The organism is Limosilactobacillus balticus (genome assembly GCF_014145615.1).
Lineage (GTDB): Bacteria > Bacillota > Bacilli > Lactobacillales > Lactobacillaceae > Limosilactobacillus > Limosilactobacillus balticus.
This window is the reverse complement of record NZ_JACIVH010000042.1, coordinates 322,235-342,216: the sequence shown is the minus strand read 5'-3', so window position 1 is coordinate 342,216 and position 19,982 is coordinate 322,235. Positions and strand designations below refer to the sequence as shown.

Here is a 19,982-nt window from a genome sequence, read left to right as displayed (position 1 = left end):
CTCTACAGTTCCAAGTGTTCTGGATCAAGGGCGAATGGTAAGTCTTTAATCCGATCCCATTCTTCCTTGTCTTCATATAGACGATATCCAGTACCTGGTCCTTGGTAATCATTTCCGTCGTTAACAGCAGAAGTGATGTTCCAATCTTTATCAAAAATAGAAGATGTTTGAAGGTAATCACCAACAACTTTTTGTTTTTGAAGGTTCAAGATTGCTTCAGCAACATCCTTAAATCCATGGTTGTACAATGCCTTGATAATATCAATAGCAGTAATTCCACGATCCATCATATCTTGAGCAGCCTTCATATCTGCAACCATGTCACGCTTTGGCATGTCATCATGAGTGTTAGCATATGTTGCTGCTTCTACTTCTTCATCAGTAATCTTTGGTAATCCAAGATCTTCAAATACTGCTTGAAGGGCTTTAGCAGCCTTATTACGAGCCTTAATAATTGTTTCTTCTTGAACTGGATGAATACCATAGTATTGACCTAAGTCACGTTCCATAACATACATGTCGTCGTAGTCCATTGCATCAGTGTTTGAACCAGCGAATGTATTATCGTAGTTAGGAGTTGATGAGTAACCAGAGTTAATGTAATCAGTACCGGCAATAAATTGACCAATAAACCGTTCAGTCCGCCGCATATCTGAGTGTGAGTATGCTTGGTCACAACCAGAAGCACATTCAATATCACACATCATACATAATAGGTTTTCACCAAGAACTTCCCGGATACCGTTAGGAACAGCACCTGGAATTTCAATACAACTTACGGCACCATTTTGAAGCCCTTGAACACCTGAAGCCTTGGTAAGTAAAATACAACGTGCTTCAAGATATAACATTGACTTCCCTTCTGGGTAACCCATCAAAACTTCTGAACCGGCACCTGAAGTAAACCGCATCTTCAAACCACGTGATGCATAACATGATGCAAGGAATCCTTTAGACCATGGAGTATCGTCACCATCGGTAAATACACGGTCAGTACCGTAAACTGAAATGGTTTCGGCATATGCGGTAAAACCACGCATACCTAATTGCAATTCAGTAGCTTCTTCAACAGAGCATTGTGTCAATACACCAGGACGACCTGTCTGTGCCCCAATTAAAATTGAAATAGCATTAAATGGTGCATAACGTGCCACAGCTGTCGTGGTTTCTTGTTCTGGGAATCCACGAAGAGCAGCATCGGCAGCATCAGCAGCAATTTGAACTGGATTATCAACAGTGTTGGTAACGTGACATTGGTTATCAGGCTTACGGCGTGGACGCATCTTCTTGATAGCCATAATCATTTCACCAAAATCAAGTTTACTGATGATCTCTTCAGCCTTAGCAGGAGTCAAAGCTGATGTAATTTCAATAATTTCATCACGAGAAACATTAGGATCAACAAGCATCCGTGCAATCTTTGTAGAATCCATATTCATAACTTTTTCAACGTTATCAACATTGATTCCATACTTAGCAATGTACAAGTCAATCAAGTCAAAATCTTCGAGCTTTTTACCATCCATCTCTACGATCTTGCCATTTTCAACTTTTACACTAGGCTTAGGGTCATTTGGGCCCATCATTGCAACGAAACCTTCTTCTGGCCATTCTTTAACAAATGTATCTTGATGAATTGGCCGTTTTTCTAGTTCTTCAAATCGTTTTTGACGTTTCATAATAAAGTAGTCCTCCTTTTAGATCTACTTAATGTATGATGGGAAATCATTAACTGGTTCTTCACCAAACTGTGACAATAACTTTAATCCTACTTCACGTCCAGCCATAACAGCTTGACGAACAGCCCCTGAGTCACCGGTAATAGTTAGGCAACCTTCGTTAGAGAAACTTGTACCATGACTTGGTGAAGTAAAGTTAAGCGGTTCAACACCAGCAGTCTTTAAAGCCTTATCTCCCATTACAACGCCAATTCCGGAAGGACAACCACAAATCAAACCAAATGCTTTCCCTTCAACTGCACCTAATCCAAGATGTGCAGCACCTGCAGCACGAGCTGTAAATTGTAATTCAAGGTGACCTGTTTTGGCGTTATAAACATCACCAAATGTACGATGAAGATTATCAAGTGCAACCCGAATAGCTTGGCGGGCATCTGCCGGATCATCACCACCAATGATAATTAAACATCCATGGCCTCCTCCACCTTTAGTATCACGTGGCCATTCAACATCAATACATTCCATGTTAGTGGCCTTAATTCCTTCATCCATTGCCATAATTTGTGGGCCAGCACCAGTACGATCACTCAAAATACCTAAAGTCTTGTACTGTTTTGTAACATGTAATTTATCTAATAGCTGTTGGTCAACTCTCGGAATTACCATTCCAATTGTATCTCCAATTTCGCTAGCACCAACAAACTCTGGAACAGTACTAGTAGAATTCAGAAAATCATGCATTATTTTTCCTCCTGACTATAAAAGCTCTTAACAATAAAGCTCTTAATACAGATTCCTGTACCTAGCCGTCTGTATAAGGGCTTTAATTTTTATAAATTATTCTCCATGATGTGGTAAGAGCTTATCAACTTCAGATTGAGGACGAGGAATTACGTAACTCGAAACGACTTCTCCAATATTTTCGGCAGCTTGTACTCCGGCGTCAACAGAAGCCTTAACAGCTCCAACATCTCCACGAACCATTACTGTTACTAATCCATGACCAATCTTTTCTTGACCAATTAATTTAACATTAGCAGCTTTTACCATTGCGTCAGCAGCTTCGATTGAAGCTACAAGTCCTTCGGTTTCAATTAAACCAAGTGCTTCTTGTCCCATAAGAATGCCTCCTAAGTATAAAAACAAATAGCGATAATTAGAAATCGCTTACAATTCGGTACATGTTAATTTTATAACATGAGATTTATGATATATTATCTTAAAAATTGTATGATACTTAAAAAGAACAATAATTTATTATTATGTATCACAAAATTTACAAGAAAGCATTTTCATGTGTAAATGTATGCTAATATATAGAGGTAAACGGCATTAATCCTTAAAAAATGGTAAAAAAGTAGGCGAAATTCAAATGTACGAATATTCTTCAAAATTCTTAAATGACATTCAAAAGGTAACAAAAACATTTCAAGAAATAACTAATAATAATATAATTTTCACAAGCATTACTGGAGCAATTGTTGACTGCAATACCCTTCTTTTTGACCCAAATATTTCCCTTGAACATTTACGAAAACTTGATTTTAAAAATTACTTTGTTTTTCCATTAGTTATAAATTCATCTTTAAGTGGTTTCTTCGTTCTTGATGAATCACACATAGAATCTGATGCTATTGATTTATGTAGCAAATATATTGAAATTTCTTGCAAAAAGTTTATTGACAGTTCTAATGACCGCATAATTGTTCTTACTCCATTTGAGGCCCCTAAACTAAGTTCACTAATCAAAGTTCTTAATGGGATTCTGAATATTTCCGAAGATGATTCAATAACTAATATTGCTAATCCTCCTATTTTCAATAACAGAAATGATGGTGCTCTAAGTGATATTGAAAAAAATATAACCATGGCGCTTAAATACATTAATTCCAATTTAGAAAAATCGCTTACTTTAGAAAACGTTTCTCAGAGGATCTATCTCTCACCATCATACTTAAGTCGAATCTTTAAAAATTATTTTAATGACAATTTTATTAACTATATAAATCTCCAAAAAATTGCACTTGCTCAAGAAAAATTAATTTTTTCAAATACACCAATTAATAAATTGGCTCATCAAGTTGGTTTCTCGCAGACAAGTTACTTCACTAAAATTTTCAAGCAAAAAGTAGGAATGACACCATCAAAATATCGAAAATATAATTCCGCAATAAAAAAAATCTATACTATTCCGAGAGATTTACAATGGCGCTCAAATAAATCCGTTTACGAAATCTCAAAAGATTTTTTCAATAAAAACGATATTTCCTTTAAGGCCCGTGATTTGAATGGATATCCATATATCTATTCAATAAATGATCTGAATGATGTTAGTAATAAAGCAGGCTGGGTTTATACAGTAGATTGTTCTCAACCTATTATTCCAGCTAGTGAAATTAATGTATTTGATCGTTCAGTAATTCAATGGATTTATACTGAAAAAATTATTTAAAATTAAAGGGAGTAGGACTAAAAAACACGCAAGCAAGCTTTTTAGTCCCACTCCCTCAAGGATCTCTGGATTCTGAACGCTGATAAATCAACGCCCAGAATCCAGACGTCGACTGCGTTTTGGCAGTTTACACTTAAACAACAAAGGGGTTGGTTTCTCAGCCTCTTATTTATTTTAATTATCAAACATTGCAATCCCTAATGGCGTTACAAATTGAGGATAAAGTGGTTTATAAACTTTACGCTTTAAATCTTTACTAAAAGTTGTTGTGAATTCAGTAAAGTTAGTCGCACCTCCCACAACTATAACTGGATCAATAATTTCAGATCCCATATTCTGAACAATTGCTGCCATCTTCTCCACTACTGGTTTAATAACAGCGTATACTTCAGATTCTTTGTCCTTATTACGCTTTAATTTCTCCGCCTCATCATTTTTTATTTTATACCTTCCCCCAAGAACAAGCGTCATATGAAATCCACCGGTTGCCTCATCAACAACATGAATTAGCTTGCTATCCCTAAAAACACTTATACCGGTCGTTCCTCCTCCAATATCCACAACAGTTCCATTTGATAAGCTTAAGAACTTGGCAGCTGCTGTTGGTTCATCTTCAATACCGGTACAAATCAAACCAGTTTCTTCGATAACATTGGCAACTACTTTGGCACTCTTCTCTCCTGTCTTTGGCGGAATTGCACCACAAGCTGTTTTAAGTTCACGTCCTAATACTTTCTCAGTTTTTTCTTTTAAGTGTCTTAAAATATTAACTGACTCTATAAAATTAACTACAATACCATCTTGAACTGCATGATCATATTCATATGCCCCATATACAATTCTGTCTTTAGAATCAAGTACCGTTAAAACAATTGATGAAGTCCCTAAATCTACACCGACCTTTAGCTTTTCATCCACCGAAATTTTACGTAAAGGCTTATCGCCATTAACAATCTTGGCAAATTTTTTTAATTGTTCATTACTACTTTTTAAAAATGCTTTTCTCATTAATTTTCTCCTATGAGGTATTTCATATTTTATTTAAACTAAATAAGGAGGCTATATTAATTAGCCTCCTTTTTTCTAGGTTTACTAAACTAGTGCCGTTTGTAAAGCACACGCAAGAAGACCTCCAACAATTGGGCCACACATTGGAACCCATGCGTACCACCATTCTGAAACGCCCTTATTAGGAACTGGCAAAATAGTATATGCTAATCGAGGTGACCAATCACGGGCTGGATTTAAGGCGAAACCAGTGGTTGTCCCAAGACAAGTACCAACAACTGCAATAACCATCCCTACAATAAATGGCTTTAAACCTTGCGTAAAGTTTCCAAGATTTAAGAGTACAAAAATAAATGCAAAAGTTGCAATCACTTCTGAGAAGAAGTTAAAAATTGGACTATTTATCGCTGGGCGAGTAGCAAAAATACCAACATTATTTCCTTCTTCTTCATTTGGAGTAGCTTTAAATTGTGGATAGAATTGAATAATTACTAATACTGCACCAACAAATGCACCTAAAAATTGCCCTAGCAGGTAAGGAATAACATTACTCCATGGGAATAATCCGAATACTGCAAAGGGAATTGTTACAGCGGGATTTAAGTGCCCTAATGAGCCCAGAAATCCGGCAACATAAACTCCCATTGTAACTGCTAAGCCCCATGAAATACAGATAAACCACCAGCCACTTTGTTTTCCATATGTTTTATTCAAACTATTACCAGCACAACATCCTGCTCCTAATAGGATTAAAACCATGGTGCCAAAAAATTCGCCAATAAATCCATGCATGTCTAAACACCAACCTTTTTATATTATTTCCAAATTGTATGCGCTTTCTATACATATAATGCTAACACATTAATTATGTATTTTATTGTCTTTATTGTATTAACTGTTCAATAACGGCAATATTTTACAAATTAATACACAAAAAAATCATGTTCCTTACCAGAAATTATTAGCTATTCATTTAAAATGAAACTCAGTCCCAATAAAATAATCATCAGGAAAATTCCGCAATAAATATATCTTTGTGGATGTCCTTTTACATGTCCATACCGATAATCATTATTATACCGTTGCATCGCTCCTATTATTAATCCACTAATTCCATTTATTGTTGGACTAAGAGCAAAGGACGCCGACACTCTGCTCATTTCATTATTAATAAAGCTAAACATAATAAAAAGGACTCCACTCACCACTGTTAAAATTATCGTTGCAAGATTAATTCCAACTAGCAGTTCATAGATAATACTATTATTAGCTGGAACTTTAATAAGTATTCTAGGTACCTCTTGCCAACTTCTTAAAATAAAGAAAATAAGTAAAATGCAGTCAGCAATAATAAATGGCAAAGTCCAACTATTATGTAATTCTAAACTTGGCGGAGTTACAATTCCGGCAGTACATAAAACTACTATAGGCCAATACATCGAAGCAAATTTTTGACGTGATTGTGACCGTTCTAGGAGAGCAAAAAATTGTCCCAAAAGAGCTTGCAAGCAATTTAAAACAATAAATATCATGACCCATATATTTAAGTAGTTAGGAATTAAAACTACTTTGGGCTGTCCCCAAGCTAAGACAATTGAAATAATTAAAATAATAGCTAATAACAAAGCCCTTGGTGCATATGTGGAAAGATTTCGATATTTTTCTACTCGTTGATAAATTAGTATTAGGTTATAAATGTTCATCACTAAAATAACAGCTGAAACCAGTAAAACAGAGTCCTGCAACTGATTGGGGGATGGTGGTTGGCCACCTAAAATAATATATGCTGACATTGTACAAAGCCATCCCACTGTCCACATCAATGGAATAGTTGGTGTCAAGATTAATGGCTGACGTGGCAACCATTGTTCCATGTGAAACACCTCCTTAATATGGTATCTTACCATAAGAAATTGTTCAAAATCTGGTAAGATAAAGATAGTAGTTAGTTTTTAGGAGGTAAGGTATATGTTTTTACCACAATTAGGATTAAAGGGAAGCAGTCAACTAAACCAAATTGATGATCGCTTACAATATAATCCTGCTACTTATGAATTTTACACTGATGCTCATGACTTTACTGATGAGGGTTATCATCGTCTCTATGATGCAATTCAATACGTTAAAGACGCTGGTATTAAAAATATTATTCTACATCACCCAATGCAATTTCAAGATCATCATTCAGAAGTAGTAGCCCCGGAAAAACAATACCCCGACCTATATCGCTTCATCGAATTCACAACTGAAAAGCTACTTTATTTGGCCGATGACCTTGATGTGCAAGTTTTGGTTCATGGTGGTTATGCCGGTCCTGAATCACGTTACTTTGTTTCACTCTATCCTAGTGTAGAGGACGCCCGAAATGCTGTTTATCAGCGATTAGATCGTTTTGCAGATGCTGGCGGTGATCATATTATGTTTGAAAATTCAATTGCGCCAGTCTTTGCTTATGGCGATCCTCTTCAAGAAGATGAAATTCTTGCGCATAATTATCGACTTGCCTTTGATACATCCCATTGTTTTATTGAACTTCATGGAAACAACCAGAAATTAGCCGCATCCCTAGAACACTTAAAAGATCGGGTCGTTCACTATCACCTAGTTGATTCAATGGGTGAAACTCACGATAGCCTTACTCTCGGCACTGGCAAAATCGACTGGGCTAATGTTTTGCCTCACTTAAACTCAGTTGCTACTAGTATTTATGAAATTAACTTACATGATCAAAATAATTGTCGTGAACAAATCGACAGTCATAATTATTTAGTTAAACTTTATCAAAAGCTTAATATATAGAGGAGATTTATCGTGAAGCAATATATTAATCGCCGTCATATTTCTTTAGTACTAGCCTTATTTATCCTCTACTTGGCAATCACTTATTGGGAAATTGTCGCTAAATTTATCCAAACAATTTTTTCAGCAACTATGCCTCTTTTAATAGGTGGAATAGTCGCTTATATCGTTAACCTCTTATTAAGACAGTATGAACACCTCTACTTATATTTATTCAAGAAACCAAGTGCACAAAAGTTTAAGCGTCCAGTCGGAATAGTGCTGTCCTACTTAACAATCATCCTAATAATTGCCATCGTTTTTGCCCTGGTAATTCCTGAACTTATTACGTGTGTAAGATTGCTTATTGCTAATCATAGTCACATTATCAACCATTTTATCGATTACTTTGAACATAGTAGTGATTTTAAAGGCTTCATCAATAGTTTTGATGCTAGTAAAATCCAATGGGATAAAATTGGTAAATACCTTACGTCTGGCGTTGGCGGAACTTTCCGGACAGTCATTTCAACAGCCTCGTCTGTATTTTCTGCTGCCACAACTGCAATTATTGCTTTTTTCTTTTCAATCTACCTCTTGATCTATAAAGAAATGTTGCAACATCAATTTACTAAGTTACTTTCAACATACTTTAGCCGCTACCAGTCACAAATAATTAGAGTCCTGAAAGTTTTTGATGAAAGTTACAGTAACTATATCGTTGGTCAGTGTAAAGATGCTGCTATTCTTGGCATCTCGTGTTTTATCGGGATGACGATCTTACGAATGCCTTATGCTTCAATGATCGGCGTTGTAACTGCATTTGGTGCTTTAATTCCAATCATTGGCGCCATCCTTGGAGCTAGTGTCGGAGTAATTATCATTTTTGCCGTTTCTCCACTTCAAGCCGGTATTTTCTTAATCTTTATTATTCTCCTTCAACAATTAGATAACCGCATTACCTACCCCCTAGTTGTTGGAAGATCAATTGGACTCCCAAGTGTATGGGTATTTGCCGCGGTTATTATTGGCGGGGGAATTTCTGGAATTCTTGGAATGATGTTCACTGTTCCCTTATTTGCAGCCCTTTATAAATTATTAAGTACTGATGCAAAAAATAGAATAACAATTCAAAAAGAAAATGAGTGAAAAATGTCGACATTTTTCACTCATTTTCTTTTTTATAAATTATCTGGAACTTCGGCAATCGGTTGGTCCTTAGTTAGTTGATAAACTTGCGATGCATTTACACCAAAGTATTGGTTAATTAACTTACTCAATTCTTCCATCGCTTCATTAGCGCGTTCAATTTGTTCTGAATTAATTGCTTCCATAACTGCAACTACATTTTGGGAATCTTCTGTCAACATTGTTCGCTGAGCTTCACGCCAGTTGAGGCAACGACAAACAGCACCTTCATCGTCATAATAAATAACTTCGCCCTCCAACGCAGGCTCATCATCTTCAGCACCTACTGGACGAAATGCTTCGCCACCTTTTGCAACGCCAAGGTGAAGGTCACCAGCAATCTTATTCCGATCTTCAATTCCTACTGGAACACCATAGCTCAAGGAAATACTATTGTAGACATCCACAAGCGGTTCAATTGGTTCAAATTTCCGTCCTTGATTGGCACGTTTTAATAGCGCCTCAATTGATGAGCGTGCACCTTTCTTTTTCTTAAATTGTTGAAATGCTTGACGCCACTGGTCAACAACTGGATTTAAGCGAAATGTTTCATTAGTTAAAAATTTATCAGCCTCGCGAGTAGCTTTTGCTAATAGTTTCTTTCGTTCATCATAGTTATCATCAGCATTATGATTATTAATGCCATTTGCAAACAAAATATTTACTTGTGCATCTGGAAAAAGTTCCCAAAAACTTGGATCAATCGTCACTTGCTTCATAAAAATAATCTCCTCTTTATAAATTAATATTGACGCTTGCCCCCATGCTTGACAGTATCCCAATCACCATCAATATTTTGACGGATACGAACTAGATAATCATGAACCTGCTGAGCCTCTTTTTCCGAGAAGCCTTTCAATGCCTCACTATTTGAAAATTGGTTTTCACGAATAATAAAGGGATAAATCTCTTTTCCTTTTTGAGTAACATAAAGTCGCTTGATTTTCTTATTCGTTGGATCACTTTTTCTTTCAATAAAGCCATTTTTTTCAAGCTTTTTTACAGCACGGGCAATCGTTGTTCGGTCTACTTTTATCAAGTTTGATAATTGTTCTGAAATAATTCCTGGATGCTCATAAATACGAACAACATATAGGTATTGACCACGTGCTAAATCGATTTTCTTGAACTCAATATTGGCAATCGAATCGAGGGCTCGATCAATCATCCCTATTTCACGTAAAATATCAATCATTGATAAAAATTCTCCTCGTTTACAATATTAAAATCTTTTTGTTGTAATTGCAACAAAATAATTAAAACTAATTATTTTCCAACGGAGCAGGTTGAGCAACTTTTTGCATTGCAGTTAATAATTGAGCAGCATCCATTCGCGATAATACTGACTTCAATGCTAAAGTCATTAATCGATCATTTTGTGGATTAATCACATTAGTACTTGGAATTTCTTCTCCCGCTAAAAGTGCATTTAAGATTTCGACAAAGCGGTCATAAGCAGCTTGCGGGTAAGAATTCATAGTAACCTGAGCAATTCCTGCACGAATATCATCTAGTGAAAAATTTGATTTTAATAATCCAATCAGCAAAAGATCTACTAATTGGTTAACAGCATACTTTTTCTTGATTGGTGCTTGAATAACTTTCTTTTTCACATAATTATTTACCATTGATTTGGTGAGTGGCTCAATTCCCAAATGATTTAATTGTTCATTTACAATTGCCACCACTTGGTCCACATACAAACCTAGTGTAGGTAGTTCTTTCCATCGTGGAAACCGCACCCGTGCTAAATTATTTTGCCATCGTTGATATTCTTCTAATTTATCCATATCACAACCTGCTTTCTTATGGGGCAATTCCAATCGATTGATTCCGAAAATCATCGGTAGTAACTGCTTGTTCAATTATCTGTGCTACTTGTTCTAATCCAATCTCTTTACCTTCTAAAGCACTACCCTCACTAACAACCTTAAGAGAAGTTTCTTCATTAGTAATTGGCAAGGCTCTAATAATAGTATATGGCAACTCAAATTCATCAATCATTTTAACTGCATATTGATGAGCAAGAACAGCCTGAGTTGCCTGTCGTCCATACCATTCCTGTAATTGCTGATTGGTCGCATCATCTGCTGTTCCTGCAATCGAAAGCATTACTATTTTTGATGGTAAAAACAGTGAATGGTCAATCAATTCAGCTAACTCTTGGACTTCATCATCTACATACTCCGTAACAGTGGGAAGCCAACATAATATATCCCCACGCTGAATTTCAAATTTAAAACTAGTAAGCGCAACTGCTTCTGGAACCCTTTTGATAATCGTTGGTACTAAATCGTCATGCCGGTGACTAATAAAAACTATCCGACCCATAACAACCTCCAAATCTATTAGTAAGCCATCAATTCATCTTCAATCGTTGCATCTTCAATTCTGATATCAGTAATGGTGCTCTGCTCTAGTAATGGCAATAATGTTTGGATATTTCCAGTAAAGAGGAACCGGGTCTCATTACCTGCTTCTTCCAACATGTGTGCTCCTAACTTTACCGCATTATCAATTGACAATCCGGTACCCATTACTGTCACTGTGCAATCTACACCATCATTCATTGATAAATCTCGTGTAGAAGTCAAATGACTGCCATTAAAGTAGTAAAGAGTATGAGCAAACCTCATCAATGTCGAAATATTTTTACTTGTGAAAAGCACTAAGGCATCGACCTTTTGCGCATAGTCTTTAACAAGGTGACCAATCATTTGCCGGTTGTCTGCCTCCAAGCCATCAAAGGCATCGCTCAAAATTACGATTGAACATTGCCAAGTAAGAAGGAGCGCCATCCGTAATTCTAGTTGTTGAGCCTCACTTAATGCAGCAATCATCTGGTCTGGTTCAAATTTTAATGATTTAAGCATTTGAAGTGCTTGCTCTGGTTTTAAAGCATTTTTACGATGGCGTAATGCGTGGTCAACAGCTTTCTCCACTGTTTTTCCTTTTAAAACCACATCATCAATTCGGCCGATCTCATTTTTGCTTTGACGCTTATATTTTTTGAATGGAACCCCGTTAATTGTTACATCCCCATTTAAAATTTTTCCACGGACAGATAATAGATCTTCTAATGCAGTTGCTGCCCCTGTATCGTTACTGCAAATTCCGACTACTTGTGGTGACTTTAGTTCTAATGAAACGTTGTCTAATTGATCTCCTGATTTAGCATCATAGACTAAATCATTAATTGTAATACTACTCACTATATAACCTCTTTTCTTAAGCTATCTACCTTTACTAATCTTATCATTTTTTAGGTAATGAACGAAATAAACATGTCCTTCTTTTTAACATGCTTTAATTTATAACGCCTTATTTGAATGGTAAAATAATATACATAAATTGTACTTACCAATCGAAATGAGGAATGTTATTTTGAATGAGGGCCAACTATTCACAAACTTTATAATTATCATCATTACATTTATCTTTGCGGCATTCTTTGTGGCTGCCGAATTTGCGCTTGTGCAGGCACGGGTAACGGCCCTAGAAGAAATGCAAGCAAAGCGCGATAAACCATCTGCGAAAATAAACCGTGCAATCAAAATGGTCACCAATCTAACGGAATATCTTTCTACCACTCAAGTAGGGGTTTCAATTTGTGGAATTATCCTCGGTTGGGTCGGCGAAGGAACAATTGAAGAGCTCTTAACTGATGCTCTCTCGTTGCCAAGCTGGTCACTAAACAATAGTGGCATCCATGTTATAAGTGCCATTGTGGGAGTTCTTCTTCTAACATATTTTGAAGTGGTCTTAACCGAGATTGTACCAAAAAACATCAGTATTGATATCCCAATCAAGACTCTGATGTTTGTTACCACCCCACTGCACTATTTTCACATTACTTTTTATCCTTTCGTCTGGTTGCTTAATAGTTCTGCCAACGGAATTGTTAAAATGTTAGGTATGAAGCCAGCTGATGAGAGTCAAGACGTTCTTTCGCAAAGTGAGATCATTAGCCTATCTCGAAACGCTGTCAAAGGCGGTGAACTTGAACATAATGACTTATTATATATGGAGCGAGCCTTTGATTTTAATGATAAAGTTGCTAAGGATATTATGATTGATCGTACGCAATTAACTGTCATTGATATAAACAAAACTGTGAATGACGCGATTAAACTATATCTTAAAACAAAATACAGTCGCTTACCGGTAGTTGCTAATAATGATAAGGATAAAATTTTAGGTTATGTTTTTAACTATGACTTAATTCGACAAAAACAAATTAACGGAGAGGTATCCTTAGCAAAAGTACTCCGCCATATGCCTACTACTCCTGAAACCACCCCAATTACCGAAGTTCTTAAGTTAATGATTAGTACTCGGGTGCCGATGGTAGTCGTTGTTGATGAGTACGGGGGAACTAGCGGAATCATTACTGATAAAGACATTTATGAAGAACTCTTTGGAACGGTAAGAGACGAAATTGATAATGTTTCAGATAATATGATTTCTAAACTTGGTAAAAATCAATACCGAGTTGATGGAAAAACGACCATTTATGATTTTGAACGTTTCTTCCACGTTGATCTTAAAAATTCTGAAGATAGCGATGTGGTAACTTTATCAGGATACGTATTGGACAATTACCAGGATATTCATGAAGGGGAAACAATTAGGTTAGCTAACCTTGATTTAAAAATTCAGGATTACCGCCATTCATATATTGATAGCTTTATCGTTACTACTTTATCAAAGTAAAACTTTACATTTTGGCAACAATAAGAAAATTATCCTTTTATTTAGCGGTTAATTCTACTAAAATAATTTTGTGATATTAAAATAAATTTAAACTAGAAGGAAGAAATTCACATGGCACCAATGAATATTATTTATATCTCGCTTGAGGGAAATACCCGTTCCTTCTTAACGCGGATGCAGGGATATGCTAAACAACAGCACAGTATTAGCGAAGATCGTCCACTTATTGAATTAAAAGAAGTTAGCGATCAAACTCTTCCTGCCGATGAAACAGAACCCTTCTTTGCTTTCGTGCCCACATATTTAAATGGTGGTAACGGGATCGATTCTGGTTTTACTGAAATTATGACAAATGCATTAGGTGAATATATTGCCTACAACGATAATGCCAACCAATGCGTCGGCGTCGTAGGCAGTGGTAACAAGAATTTTAACGAACAATATTGCTTAACTGCTCGTAAATACTCGCGAGACTTTGACGCACCATTTCTCGCGGACTATGAATTACGGGGCACTTCACAAGATATTGAGCGTATTTATACTATCTTAACTAAACGGTGGAGCGAAATTAACGCCTAGTCTATAAAATAAAAGCGACTTGGAAATCCAAGTCGCTTTTATTTTATATCAGCCTTGTTTATTAGCACTTATCAGCCATGTTATCCCATACTTATCTACAACCTGCCCCATTACATTATTTAGTATCCAATCACCAAATGGTACCGTCACACGTTGATTTTCCGATTTTGCTAAACGATTAAACAAATCACGTGCTTTATCTTCCTCTTCTTCAAAATCAAGTAAAATTGAAATTAGAGTAGAAGTTTGGGGATTGCCCATTGTTGCATCTGCACAAATAATCTTTTGCCCAGCAATCATAAATTCGCCCCGCATTGTTGTTTGGCTCAATTGATCAACTGGTAATCCTAGACTTTCCGCCTGCTCTTTTGTCAGGGCCTCATGATATATGATTTGAGCGCCAAAGTCTTGCTCATAATAAGTCATCGCTTCCTTCGCATTCTCAAATGTTAGGTATGGGTATATAACCGTCATAGTGTTCCTCCAAAAATATTCATTGTTGATTATATATTTTGAATCGCTTTCCGTCAAACTAGTCTCTAATTGGATTAACTACTTCTAACCGTATATTAATCATAACTAAGGCCCCATTATGATATAATTGTCTAGTCTATTATCAAGCTAATCTTATGATGAAAGGATGAATTTTTTGGAAAAACTCAAAAAGCATAGTCCACTTCTGATCCTTGGATTATTTTTCCTTGGGATCTGTATGCGGATGCCGATTACAGCAATACCATCTGTCATTAAAGATATTGCACAAACTTTTAATGTCGAAACTACCAGCTTAGGAATTTTAACAACTATTCCCCTGCTTTGTTTTGGATTATTATCATCAGTAGTTTCAGCACTCGCTCAAAAAATTGGTAATGAACTAACGATTGAGTTAGCAATGATTTTAATGTTTATTGGTTCTTATTTACGAATTTTAAACTTCTCATCGTTAATGATCGGAACAATATTAGTCGGGGCTGCCATCACTTGCATTAACGTCTTATTACCTGCGATTATTTCTGATAAGCTACCAAATCAAATTGGAAGTGTAACCGGGATGTATAATGTCGCAATGACTTTGTTTGCTGCAATTGGCGCTTACGCAATTACCCCAATTACCCACGCTACTAGTTGGCAAACAGCTGTTATCATTATTAGCATTGTTGCTTTAATCGCAGCTATTATCTGGGTACCGAACTTACTCTATAATCAACGTGCTACTAACGAAAGCAGTTCTACTGATCGAGGAACTAACATGTGGAAAAACGCAAATGCATGGTGGTTACTCTTATTCTTTGGGGGACAATGTTTCGTATTCTATAGTATTGTTGCCTGGTTGCCTACAATTGCCATGGATGCCGGATTAAGCAGTGATAATGCGAGTCTAGTTGCTGGATTACTACAACTATTATCAATGCCATTTGCCTTTGCAATCCCCGTAATTGCCACTAAGATGAAGAATCGGCAACCAATTATGCTATTTGCGGGAACCATTTCTTTAATCGGAACTGGAATGATGTTCTTTCCGGTAAATTCCCTTGTTTACTATATATTTGTTGCCCTATTTCTTGGTGCTGGTACAACTACCACTTTTGTTCTTGCAATGACTTTATTCGGACTAAAGACCAAGAGTTCCGCTGATACACGAAATCTTTCAGGAATGGTTCAATCAGTTGGATACTTAATTTCTGCATTAGGGCCGATCATTGTCGGTAACCTTTATTCACAAACACATAACTGGTTCGCAAGTTTAGTCGTAATTGCTATTGCCGCTATCTTCTTTACAATCTGTGGTGTAATAGCAGAACGGAAACAGTTTGTGTAAGAGACGTTTTAAAGCTGAGGAATTTCTCAGCTTTTTTATTTAGTTTAACTTCATAAGTTTTAATTGTAATTAATTGCAAATTTCTTTTAAAAGTTTTTTGATCTAGACCATTAATTGACAAGCGCTTGCCAAAGACTAATAAATAAGCCATTTATCGTTAATGGTCCATTTCCGTTTTCTAAGATATCTTCTCAGAAAACGTTTCCTTTGATAGTGCAGATTATGCTTTAAGAGTATATAATTGTCACGGTATAAGAATTTTCTGAAATTTCAGAAGGAGTGAACATTTTGGCTACAGAAAATAAGGCTGTCATTACATTATTTGGTGCTACTGGTGACCTTGCAAAGCGTAAACTTTATACTGCTTTGTTCAAGTTATATCAAAAGGGTTACCTAGCTGACCATTTTGCATTACTAGGAACTTCTCGTCGTCCATTAACTGACGAAGAATTCCAACAAATCGTTCGTGAATCTATTAGCAACATTCCAGAGACTGAGGATGGCCAAGCAGAAGCATTCTCAAAACACTTTTTCTACAAGTCACATGATGTTACTAAGCCAGAACATTACGAAATCCTTAAGCAACGCCTTGCTGAATTGGATAAACAATTCGGCGCTGAAGGCAACCGTCTCTTCTACATGTCAATGGCACCACAATTCTTCGGGACTATTGCATTGAACTTGAAGAAGCAAGGATTATTAACTGACAATGGTTTTAACCGTCTTGTTATTGAAAAGCCATTTGGTCGTGATTTTGAATCTGCTAAGAAGCTTAACGATGAATTATCACAAACATTTAGTGAAAATCAAATTTTCCGGATTGACCACTACCTTGGTAAGGAAATGGTTCAAAACATTCAAGCATTACGTTTTGGTAACACCATGATTGAATCACTCTGGAATAACCGTTACATTGATAACATCCAAGTAACATTGAGTGAAAAACTTGGGGTTGAAGAACGTGCTGGTTACTATGACCAATCTGGTGCATTACGTGATATGGTACAAAACCACATCATGCAAATTGTTGCCCAATTAGCAATGGAACAACCAGTTGCATTTACTGATGCTGATGTTCGAGTTGAAAAGATTAAGGCTCTTCGTAGTCTTCGCCTCTACACACCATCAGAAGCAGCTGCTAACTTTGTCCGTGGACAATACGATGCTGGTGATGAAACTAACGCTTACCGTCATGAAGATGGTGTTGATCCAGAATCTGGTACTGAAACCTTTGTTGCTGCTAAGTTAATGTTTGATAACTATCGTTGGTCTGGTGTACCATTCTACGTTCGGACTGGTAAAAAGTTAGCAGACAAGTTTACTCGTATTGATGTTGTCTTTAAGAAGCCATTAATCGATATCTTTGCTAACCCACGTTCTGAAAGTGACCAATCTCTTAACTCAAACGTATTAACTATTTTTGTTGAACCTAACTCAGGTTTTGCAATCCAATTAAATGCTAAGCGTGCGGGTCAAGGCTTCACAACAGAGCCTGTTGATTTACGATTCTTACAAAGTGATTCTGATAAGAAGGAATCTCCAGAACCATATGAACGTCTTTTCCATGATGCACTTGAAGGCAACCATACAAACTTTGCCTCATGGGCTGAAATTGCTTATGCATGGAAGTTCGTTGACGTTATCCGTAAGCTTTGGGATATTGAAAAGCCTCAATTCCCTAACTACACTCCTAGTTCCATGGGTCCAGCTGCTTCTGACGAACTACTGGCTCGCGATGGACGTAAGTGGGTTTATCGTTTAAATCATTAGTTACTAAAAGTAATTTATAGCATTCGTGCTGTAAATTACTTTTTTATAATAAAAATTGATGTTTAGCGTTTGCACTATCTTTAATTTTTGTTATAATCGAGGTTGTGAATTATATTACATAAGTATTGAGGAGAGTGACTTTAATGTCTGATCAAAAAGCACAAATTGGTGTTGTTGGTTTAGCTGTTATGGGTAAGAACCTTGCACTAAATATCGAAAGTCGTGGCTTCACGGTTGGTGTATACAACCGTCACCGTAACCGTACTGACGATATGATGCGCGACCACAGCGATAAGAAGTTAGTACCTAGCTACACTGTTAAGGAATTCGTAGACTCATTAGAAAAGCCTCGTCGGATTCTTATGATGGTTAAAGCCGGTAAGCCAACTGATGCTCTTATCGACGAATTATTGCCATTACTTGACAAGGGTGATGTTTTAATCGATGGTGGTAACACTAACTTCCACGATACTATGGCTCGTAACGCTAAGTTAGACAAGTCTGGTATCAACTTCATCGGAATGGGTGTTTCCGGTGGTGAATTAGGTGCCCTCCACGGTCCATCACTTATGCCAGGTGGTCAAAAAGAAGCTTATGACTTAGTTGCTCCAATCCTTACTAAGATTGCTGCTAAGGCTGAAGAAGATGGCAAGCCATGTGTTGCTTACATTGGACCAAATGGTGCTGGTCACTATGTTAAAATGGTTCACAACGGTATCGAATACGGTGATGAAGAATTAATCGACGAAAGTTACAACATCATGCGTAATGTATTAAAGATGCCTGTTGATGACATTGCTAAGACTTTTGCTGAATGGAACAAGGGTGAATTAAGTAGTTACCTTGTTGACATTACTGCTGATATCCTTACTCGTAAGGATGACCTTGGTGACGACAAGAACAAGCCTATTGTTGACATGATCCTTGACCGTGGTGCTAACAAAGGTACTGGTAAGTGGAGTTCAATGACTGCTCTTGATGGTGGTGCTCCTCAATCAGTTATTACAGAAGCTGTTTATGCTCGTTACATTTCAATGATGAAGGACGAACGTGTACAAGCAAGCAAGGAATTGCCTGTTGAAACTGAAGCTATTTCAATCGACGACAAGAAGGAAATGATTGAAAAAGTACGTCAAGCTCTTTACTTCGGTAAGCTTATGAGTTATGCACAAGGTTTCGAACAAATGCGGATCGACTCCGAACGTTACGACTGGAACCTTAAGTATGGTGAATTAGCTCAAATCTGGCGTGCAGGATGCATTATTCGTGCACAATTCTTACAAAACATTACTGATGCCTTCACTAAGAACCCAGACTTGAAGAACTTACTTCTTGATGATTACTTCAAGGATATTGCTAAGAAATACCAAAAGGCAACTCGTGACGTTGTTGCTCTTGCTGTTAAGGCTGGTATTCCTGTTCCTTCACTTAGTGCTGCTATTAGTTACTACGACTCATACCGTTCAGAAGTGCTTCCTGCTAACTTGCTTCAAGCTCAACGTGACTACTTCGGTGCTCACACTTACGAACGTACTGACCGTCCTGGTAACTTCCACTACAGCTGGTACGAAGAACAATAATCAAATAAATTTTGATTTAACGACTGAGATCTGTTCTCGGTCGTTTTTATTTTAAATTTCTTAACAAGAACATAGAAACGTGGTTTGATTAGAATAGAGGTGAGTATCATGAATAAAACATTTATGAGCGGCTATTACCAAGGTGTCATCGAAGCAGCCCCTGCTACCCTTTCGGCTGCCAAAACAGAACAGTTAGCAATTACAATGACAATTCTCCATTTACGCCATGCCGGAATAAACATTACATCGATCCACGATTTTCTTATCAACGATCTTCATGCAAATGAACGCCTTGTAAATAAATATATTAATTTAAATGCAGATGACTTAGAAACTGCCCAAGCCCAAGTTATGGCAATCGCTTTCAATTAATAATTATTTTGATATTTCTTTCTTTTTCGTAAAACTTTACTAAA

The 19,982-nt window shown here is 36.7% G+C and carries 21 protein-coding genes; 9 read left to right on the top strand and 12 right to left on the bottom strand.

All coding sequences use genetic code 11. From position 1 onward, the window contains the following. Positions 1-2: 2 nt before the first annotated feature. The 3 genes from H5S10_RS02490 to H5S10_RS02480 all read right to left on the bottom strand — a co-directional run bounded on the left by H5S10_RS02490 (position 3) and on the right by H5S10_RS02480 (position 2,798). Positions 3-1,679 (bottom strand): propanediol/glycerol family dehydratase large subunit, encoded by a 1,677-nt coding sequence (locus H5S10_RS02490; RefSeq protein WP_182587129.1) that lies wholly within the window; start codon positions 1,677-1,679, stop codon positions 3-5. 24 nt (positions 1,680-1,703) lie between these two features. Continuing rightward, complete coding sequence (gene pduB / locus H5S10_RS02485) at positions 1,704-2,420, bottom strand: propanediol utilization microcompartment protein PduB (protein WP_182588613.1); 717 nt, start codon at positions 2,418-2,420, stop codon at positions 1,704-1,706. A 96-nt stretch (positions 2,421-2,516) separates the two neighbouring features. Next, positions 2,517-2,798, bottom strand: a complete 282-nt coding sequence (locus H5S10_RS02480; RefSeq protein ID WP_003669201.1) for a BMC domain-containing protein — start codon at positions 2,796-2,798, stop codon at positions 2,517-2,519. Positions 2,799-3,051: 253 nt separating this feature from the next. On the opposite strand from H5S10_RS02480, the gene H5S10_RS02475 reads away from it, so the two are divergent. Next, positions 3,052-4,131, top strand: a complete 1,080-nt coding sequence (locus H5S10_RS02475) for a helix-turn-helix domain-containing protein (protein WP_182587131.1) — start codon at positions 3,052-3,054, stop codon at positions 4,129-4,131. Positions 4,132-4,305: 174 nt separating this feature from the next. On the opposite strand, the gene eutJ is transcribed toward H5S10_RS02475, so the two are convergent. From eutJ to H5S10_RS02460, 3 genes are all read right to left on the bottom strand, one after another. Then, positions 4,306-5,139, bottom strand: coding sequence for an ethanolamine utilization protein EutJ (eutJ, locus tag H5S10_RS02470; RefSeq protein ID WP_182588612.1), 834 nt, complete (start codon positions 5,137-5,139; stop codon positions 4,306-4,308). 84 nt (positions 5,140-5,223) lie between these two features. Continuing rightward, entirely contained in the window at positions 5,224-5,931 is a 708-nt protein-coding gene (locus H5S10_RS02465; protein WP_182587133.1) for an MIP/aquaporin family protein, read from the bottom strand. A 173-nt stretch (positions 5,932-6,104) separates the two neighbouring features. Continuing rightward, positions 6,105-7,013 (bottom strand): hypothetical protein, encoded by a 909-nt coding sequence (locus tag H5S10_RS02460; protein WP_231795575.1) that lies wholly within the window; start codon positions 7,011-7,013, stop codon positions 6,105-6,107. 94 nt (positions 7,014-7,107) lie between these two features. Between H5S10_RS02460 and H5S10_RS02455 the strand changes: the two genes are divergently transcribed. Continuing rightward, positions 7,108-7,938 carry a sugar phosphate isomerase/epimerase family protein gene (locus H5S10_RS02455; protein WP_182588611.1) on the top strand — a complete coding sequence of 277 codons (831 nt, stop codon included), beginning with the start codon at positions 7,108-7,110 and terminating at the stop codon, positions 7,936-7,938. A gap of 12 nt (positions 7,939-7,950) precedes the next feature. Further along, positions 7,951-9,066, top strand: coding sequence for an AI-2E family transporter (locus H5S10_RS02450; RefSeq protein ID WP_182588610.1), 1,116 nt, complete (start codon positions 7,951-7,953; stop codon positions 9,064-9,066). Between the two features lie 32 nt (positions 9,067-9,098). On the opposite strand, the gene H5S10_RS02445 is transcribed toward H5S10_RS02450, so the two are convergent. From H5S10_RS02445 to H5S10_RS02425, 5 genes are all read right to left on the bottom strand, one after another. Continuing rightward, on the bottom strand, positions 9,099-9,824 hold the full coding sequence (locus tag H5S10_RS02445) for a B3/B4 domain-containing protein (protein ID WP_182587137.1): 726 nt from the start codon (positions 9,822-9,824) through the stop codon (positions 9,099-9,101). Positions 9,825-9,847: 23 nt separating this feature from the next. Next, complete coding sequence (locus H5S10_RS02440; protein ID WP_182587138.1) at positions 9,848-10,300, bottom strand: MarR family winged helix-turn-helix transcriptional regulator; 453 nt, start codon at positions 10,298-10,300, stop codon at positions 9,848-9,850. A 67-nt stretch (positions 10,301-10,367) separates the two neighbouring features. Then, the gene (locus H5S10_RS02435; protein WP_003669215.1) at positions 10,368-10,949 is read right to left on the bottom strand and encodes a DUF1836 domain-containing protein; all 582 of its coding nucleotides are present in this window, start codon (positions 10,947-10,949) and stop codon (positions 10,368-10,370) included. Beyond that, a complete protein-coding gene (locus H5S10_RS02430) occupies positions 10,912-11,436 on the bottom strand; it encodes an NAD(P)H-binding protein (RefSeq protein ID WP_182588609.1) in 525 nt (174 codons plus the stop codon). The genes H5S10_RS02435 and H5S10_RS02430 overlap by 38 nt, the downstream gene beginning before the upstream one ends. Positions 11,437-11,453: 17 nt before the next feature. Further along, positions 11,454-12,317 (bottom strand): P-loop NTPase family protein, encoded by an 864-nt coding sequence (locus tag H5S10_RS02425; RefSeq protein WP_182588608.1) that lies wholly within the window; start codon positions 12,315-12,317, stop codon positions 11,454-11,456. A 157-nt stretch (positions 12,318-12,474) separates the two neighbouring features. Between H5S10_RS02425 and H5S10_RS02420 the strand changes: the two genes are divergently transcribed. Both H5S10_RS02420 and nrdI read left to right on the top strand, forming a co-directional pair. Continuing rightward, complete coding sequence (locus H5S10_RS02420; protein ID WP_182588607.1) at positions 12,475-13,818, top strand: hemolysin family protein; 1,344 nt, start codon at positions 12,475-12,477, stop codon at positions 13,816-13,818. 111 nt (positions 13,819-13,929) lie between these two features. After that, positions 13,930-14,397: a class Ib ribonucleoside-diphosphate reductase assembly flavoprotein NrdI gene (nrdI, locus tag H5S10_RS02415; protein WP_182587141.1), complete on the top strand. Its 468-nt coding sequence runs from the start codon at positions 13,930-13,932 to the stop codon at positions 14,395-14,397. Between the two features lie 48 nt (positions 14,398-14,445). Here nrdI and H5S10_RS02410 read toward each other — a convergent pair whose 3' ends face one another. After that, positions 14,446-14,871, bottom strand: a complete 426-nt coding sequence (locus H5S10_RS02410) for a VOC family protein (RefSeq protein WP_182587142.1) — start codon at positions 14,869-14,871, stop codon at positions 14,446-14,448. A 166-nt stretch (positions 14,872-15,037) separates the two neighbouring features. Here H5S10_RS02410 and H5S10_RS02405 point away from each other — a divergent pair, with 166 nt between their 5' ends. The 4 genes from H5S10_RS02405 (at position 15,038) to H5S10_RS02390 (ending at position 19,938) form a co-directional block, all read left to right on the top strand. Beyond that, positions 15,038-16,216 (top strand): CynX/NimT family MFS transporter, encoded by a 1,179-nt coding sequence (locus tag H5S10_RS02405; RefSeq protein WP_182588606.1) that lies wholly within the window; start codon positions 15,038-15,040, stop codon positions 16,214-16,216. A gap of 288 nt (positions 16,217-16,504) precedes the next feature. Then, positions 16,505-17,986 carry a glucose-6-phosphate dehydrogenase gene (gene zwf / locus H5S10_RS02400; RefSeq protein ID WP_182588605.1) on the top strand — a complete coding sequence of 494 codons (1,482 nt, stop codon included), beginning with the start codon at positions 16,505-16,507 and terminating at the stop codon, positions 17,984-17,986. Positions 17,987-18,129: 143 nt separating this feature from the next. Further along, the gene (gene gndA, locus H5S10_RS02395) at positions 18,130-19,566 is read left to right on the top strand and encodes an NADP-dependent phosphogluconate dehydrogenase (RefSeq protein WP_003675213.1); all 1,437 of its coding nucleotides are present in this window, start codon (positions 18,130-18,132) and stop codon (positions 19,564-19,566) included. 108 nt (positions 19,567-19,674) lie between these two features. Continuing rightward, a complete protein-coding gene (locus H5S10_RS02390; protein WP_182587145.1) occupies positions 19,675-19,938 on the top strand; it encodes a hypothetical protein in 264 nt (87 codons plus the stop codon). Positions 19,939-19,982: the final 44 nt, after the last annotated feature.

Bases quoted from the DNA above. Each gene is read 5' to 3' on its own strand.
- H5S10_RS02490 (WP_182587129.1), bottom strand. From the start codon at position 1,679: ATGAAACGTCAAAAACGATTTGAAGAACTAGAAAAACGGCCAATTCAT.
- pduB (WP_182588613.1), bottom strand. From the start codon at position 2,420: ATGCATGATTTTCTGAATTCTACTAGTACTGTTCCAGAGTTTGTTGGT.
- H5S10_RS02480 (WP_003669201.1), bottom strand. From the start codon at position 2,798: ATGGGACAAGAAGCACTTGGTTTAATTGAAACCGAAGGACTTGTAGCT.
- H5S10_RS02475 (WP_182587131.1), top strand. From the start codon at position 3,052: ATGTACGAATATTCTTCAAAATTCTTAAATGACATTCAAAAGGTAACA.
- eutJ (WP_182588612.1), bottom strand. From the start codon at position 5,139: ATGAGAAAAGCATTTTTAAAAAGTAGTAATGAACAATTAAAAAAATTT.
- H5S10_RS02465 (WP_182587133.1), bottom strand. From the start codon at position 5,931: ATGCATGGATTTATTGGCGAATTTTTTGGCACCATGGTTTTAATCCTA.
- H5S10_RS02460 (WP_231795575.1), bottom strand. From the start codon at position 7,013: ATGGAACAATGGTTGCCACGTCAGCCATTAATCTTGACACCAACTATT.
- H5S10_RS02455 (WP_182588611.1), top strand. From the start codon at position 7,108: ATGTTTTTACCACAATTAGGATTAAAGGGAAGCAGTCAACTAAACCAA.
- H5S10_RS02445 (WP_182587137.1), bottom strand. From the start codon at position 9,824: ATGAAGCAAGTGACGATTGATCCAAGTTTTTGGGAACTTTTTCCAGAT.
- H5S10_RS02440 (WP_182587138.1), bottom strand. From the start codon at position 10,300: ATGATTGATATTTTACGTGAAATAGGGATGATTGATCGAGCCCTCGAT.
- H5S10_RS02435 (WP_003669215.1), bottom strand. From the start codon at position 10,949: ATGATTTTCGGAATCAATCGATTGGAATTGCCCCATAAGAAAGCAGGT.
- H5S10_RS02430 (WP_182588609.1), bottom strand. From the start codon at position 11,436: ATGGGTCGGATAGTTTTTATTAGTCACCGGCATGACGATTTAGTACCA.
- H5S10_RS02420 (WP_182588607.1), top strand. From the start codon at position 12,475: ATGAGGAATGTTATTTTGAATGAGGGCCAACTATTCACAAACTTTATA.
- nrdI (WP_182587141.1), top strand. From the start codon at position 13,930: ATGGCACCAATGAATATTATTTATATCTCGCTTGAGGGAAATACCCGT.
- H5S10_RS02410 (WP_182587142.1), bottom strand. From the start codon at position 14,871: ATGACGGTTATATACCCATACCTAACATTTGAGAATGCGAAGGAAGCG.
- H5S10_RS02405 (WP_182588606.1), top strand. From the start codon at position 15,038: ATGAATTTTTTGGAAAAACTCAAAAAGCATAGTCCACTTCTGATCCTT.
- gndA (WP_003675213.1), top strand. From the start codon at position 18,130: ATGTCTGATCAAAAAGCACAAATTGGTGTTGTTGGTTTAGCTGTTATG.
- H5S10_RS02390 (WP_182587145.1), top strand. From the start codon at position 19,675: ATGAATAAAACATTTATGAGCGGCTATTACCAAGGTGTCATCGAAGCA.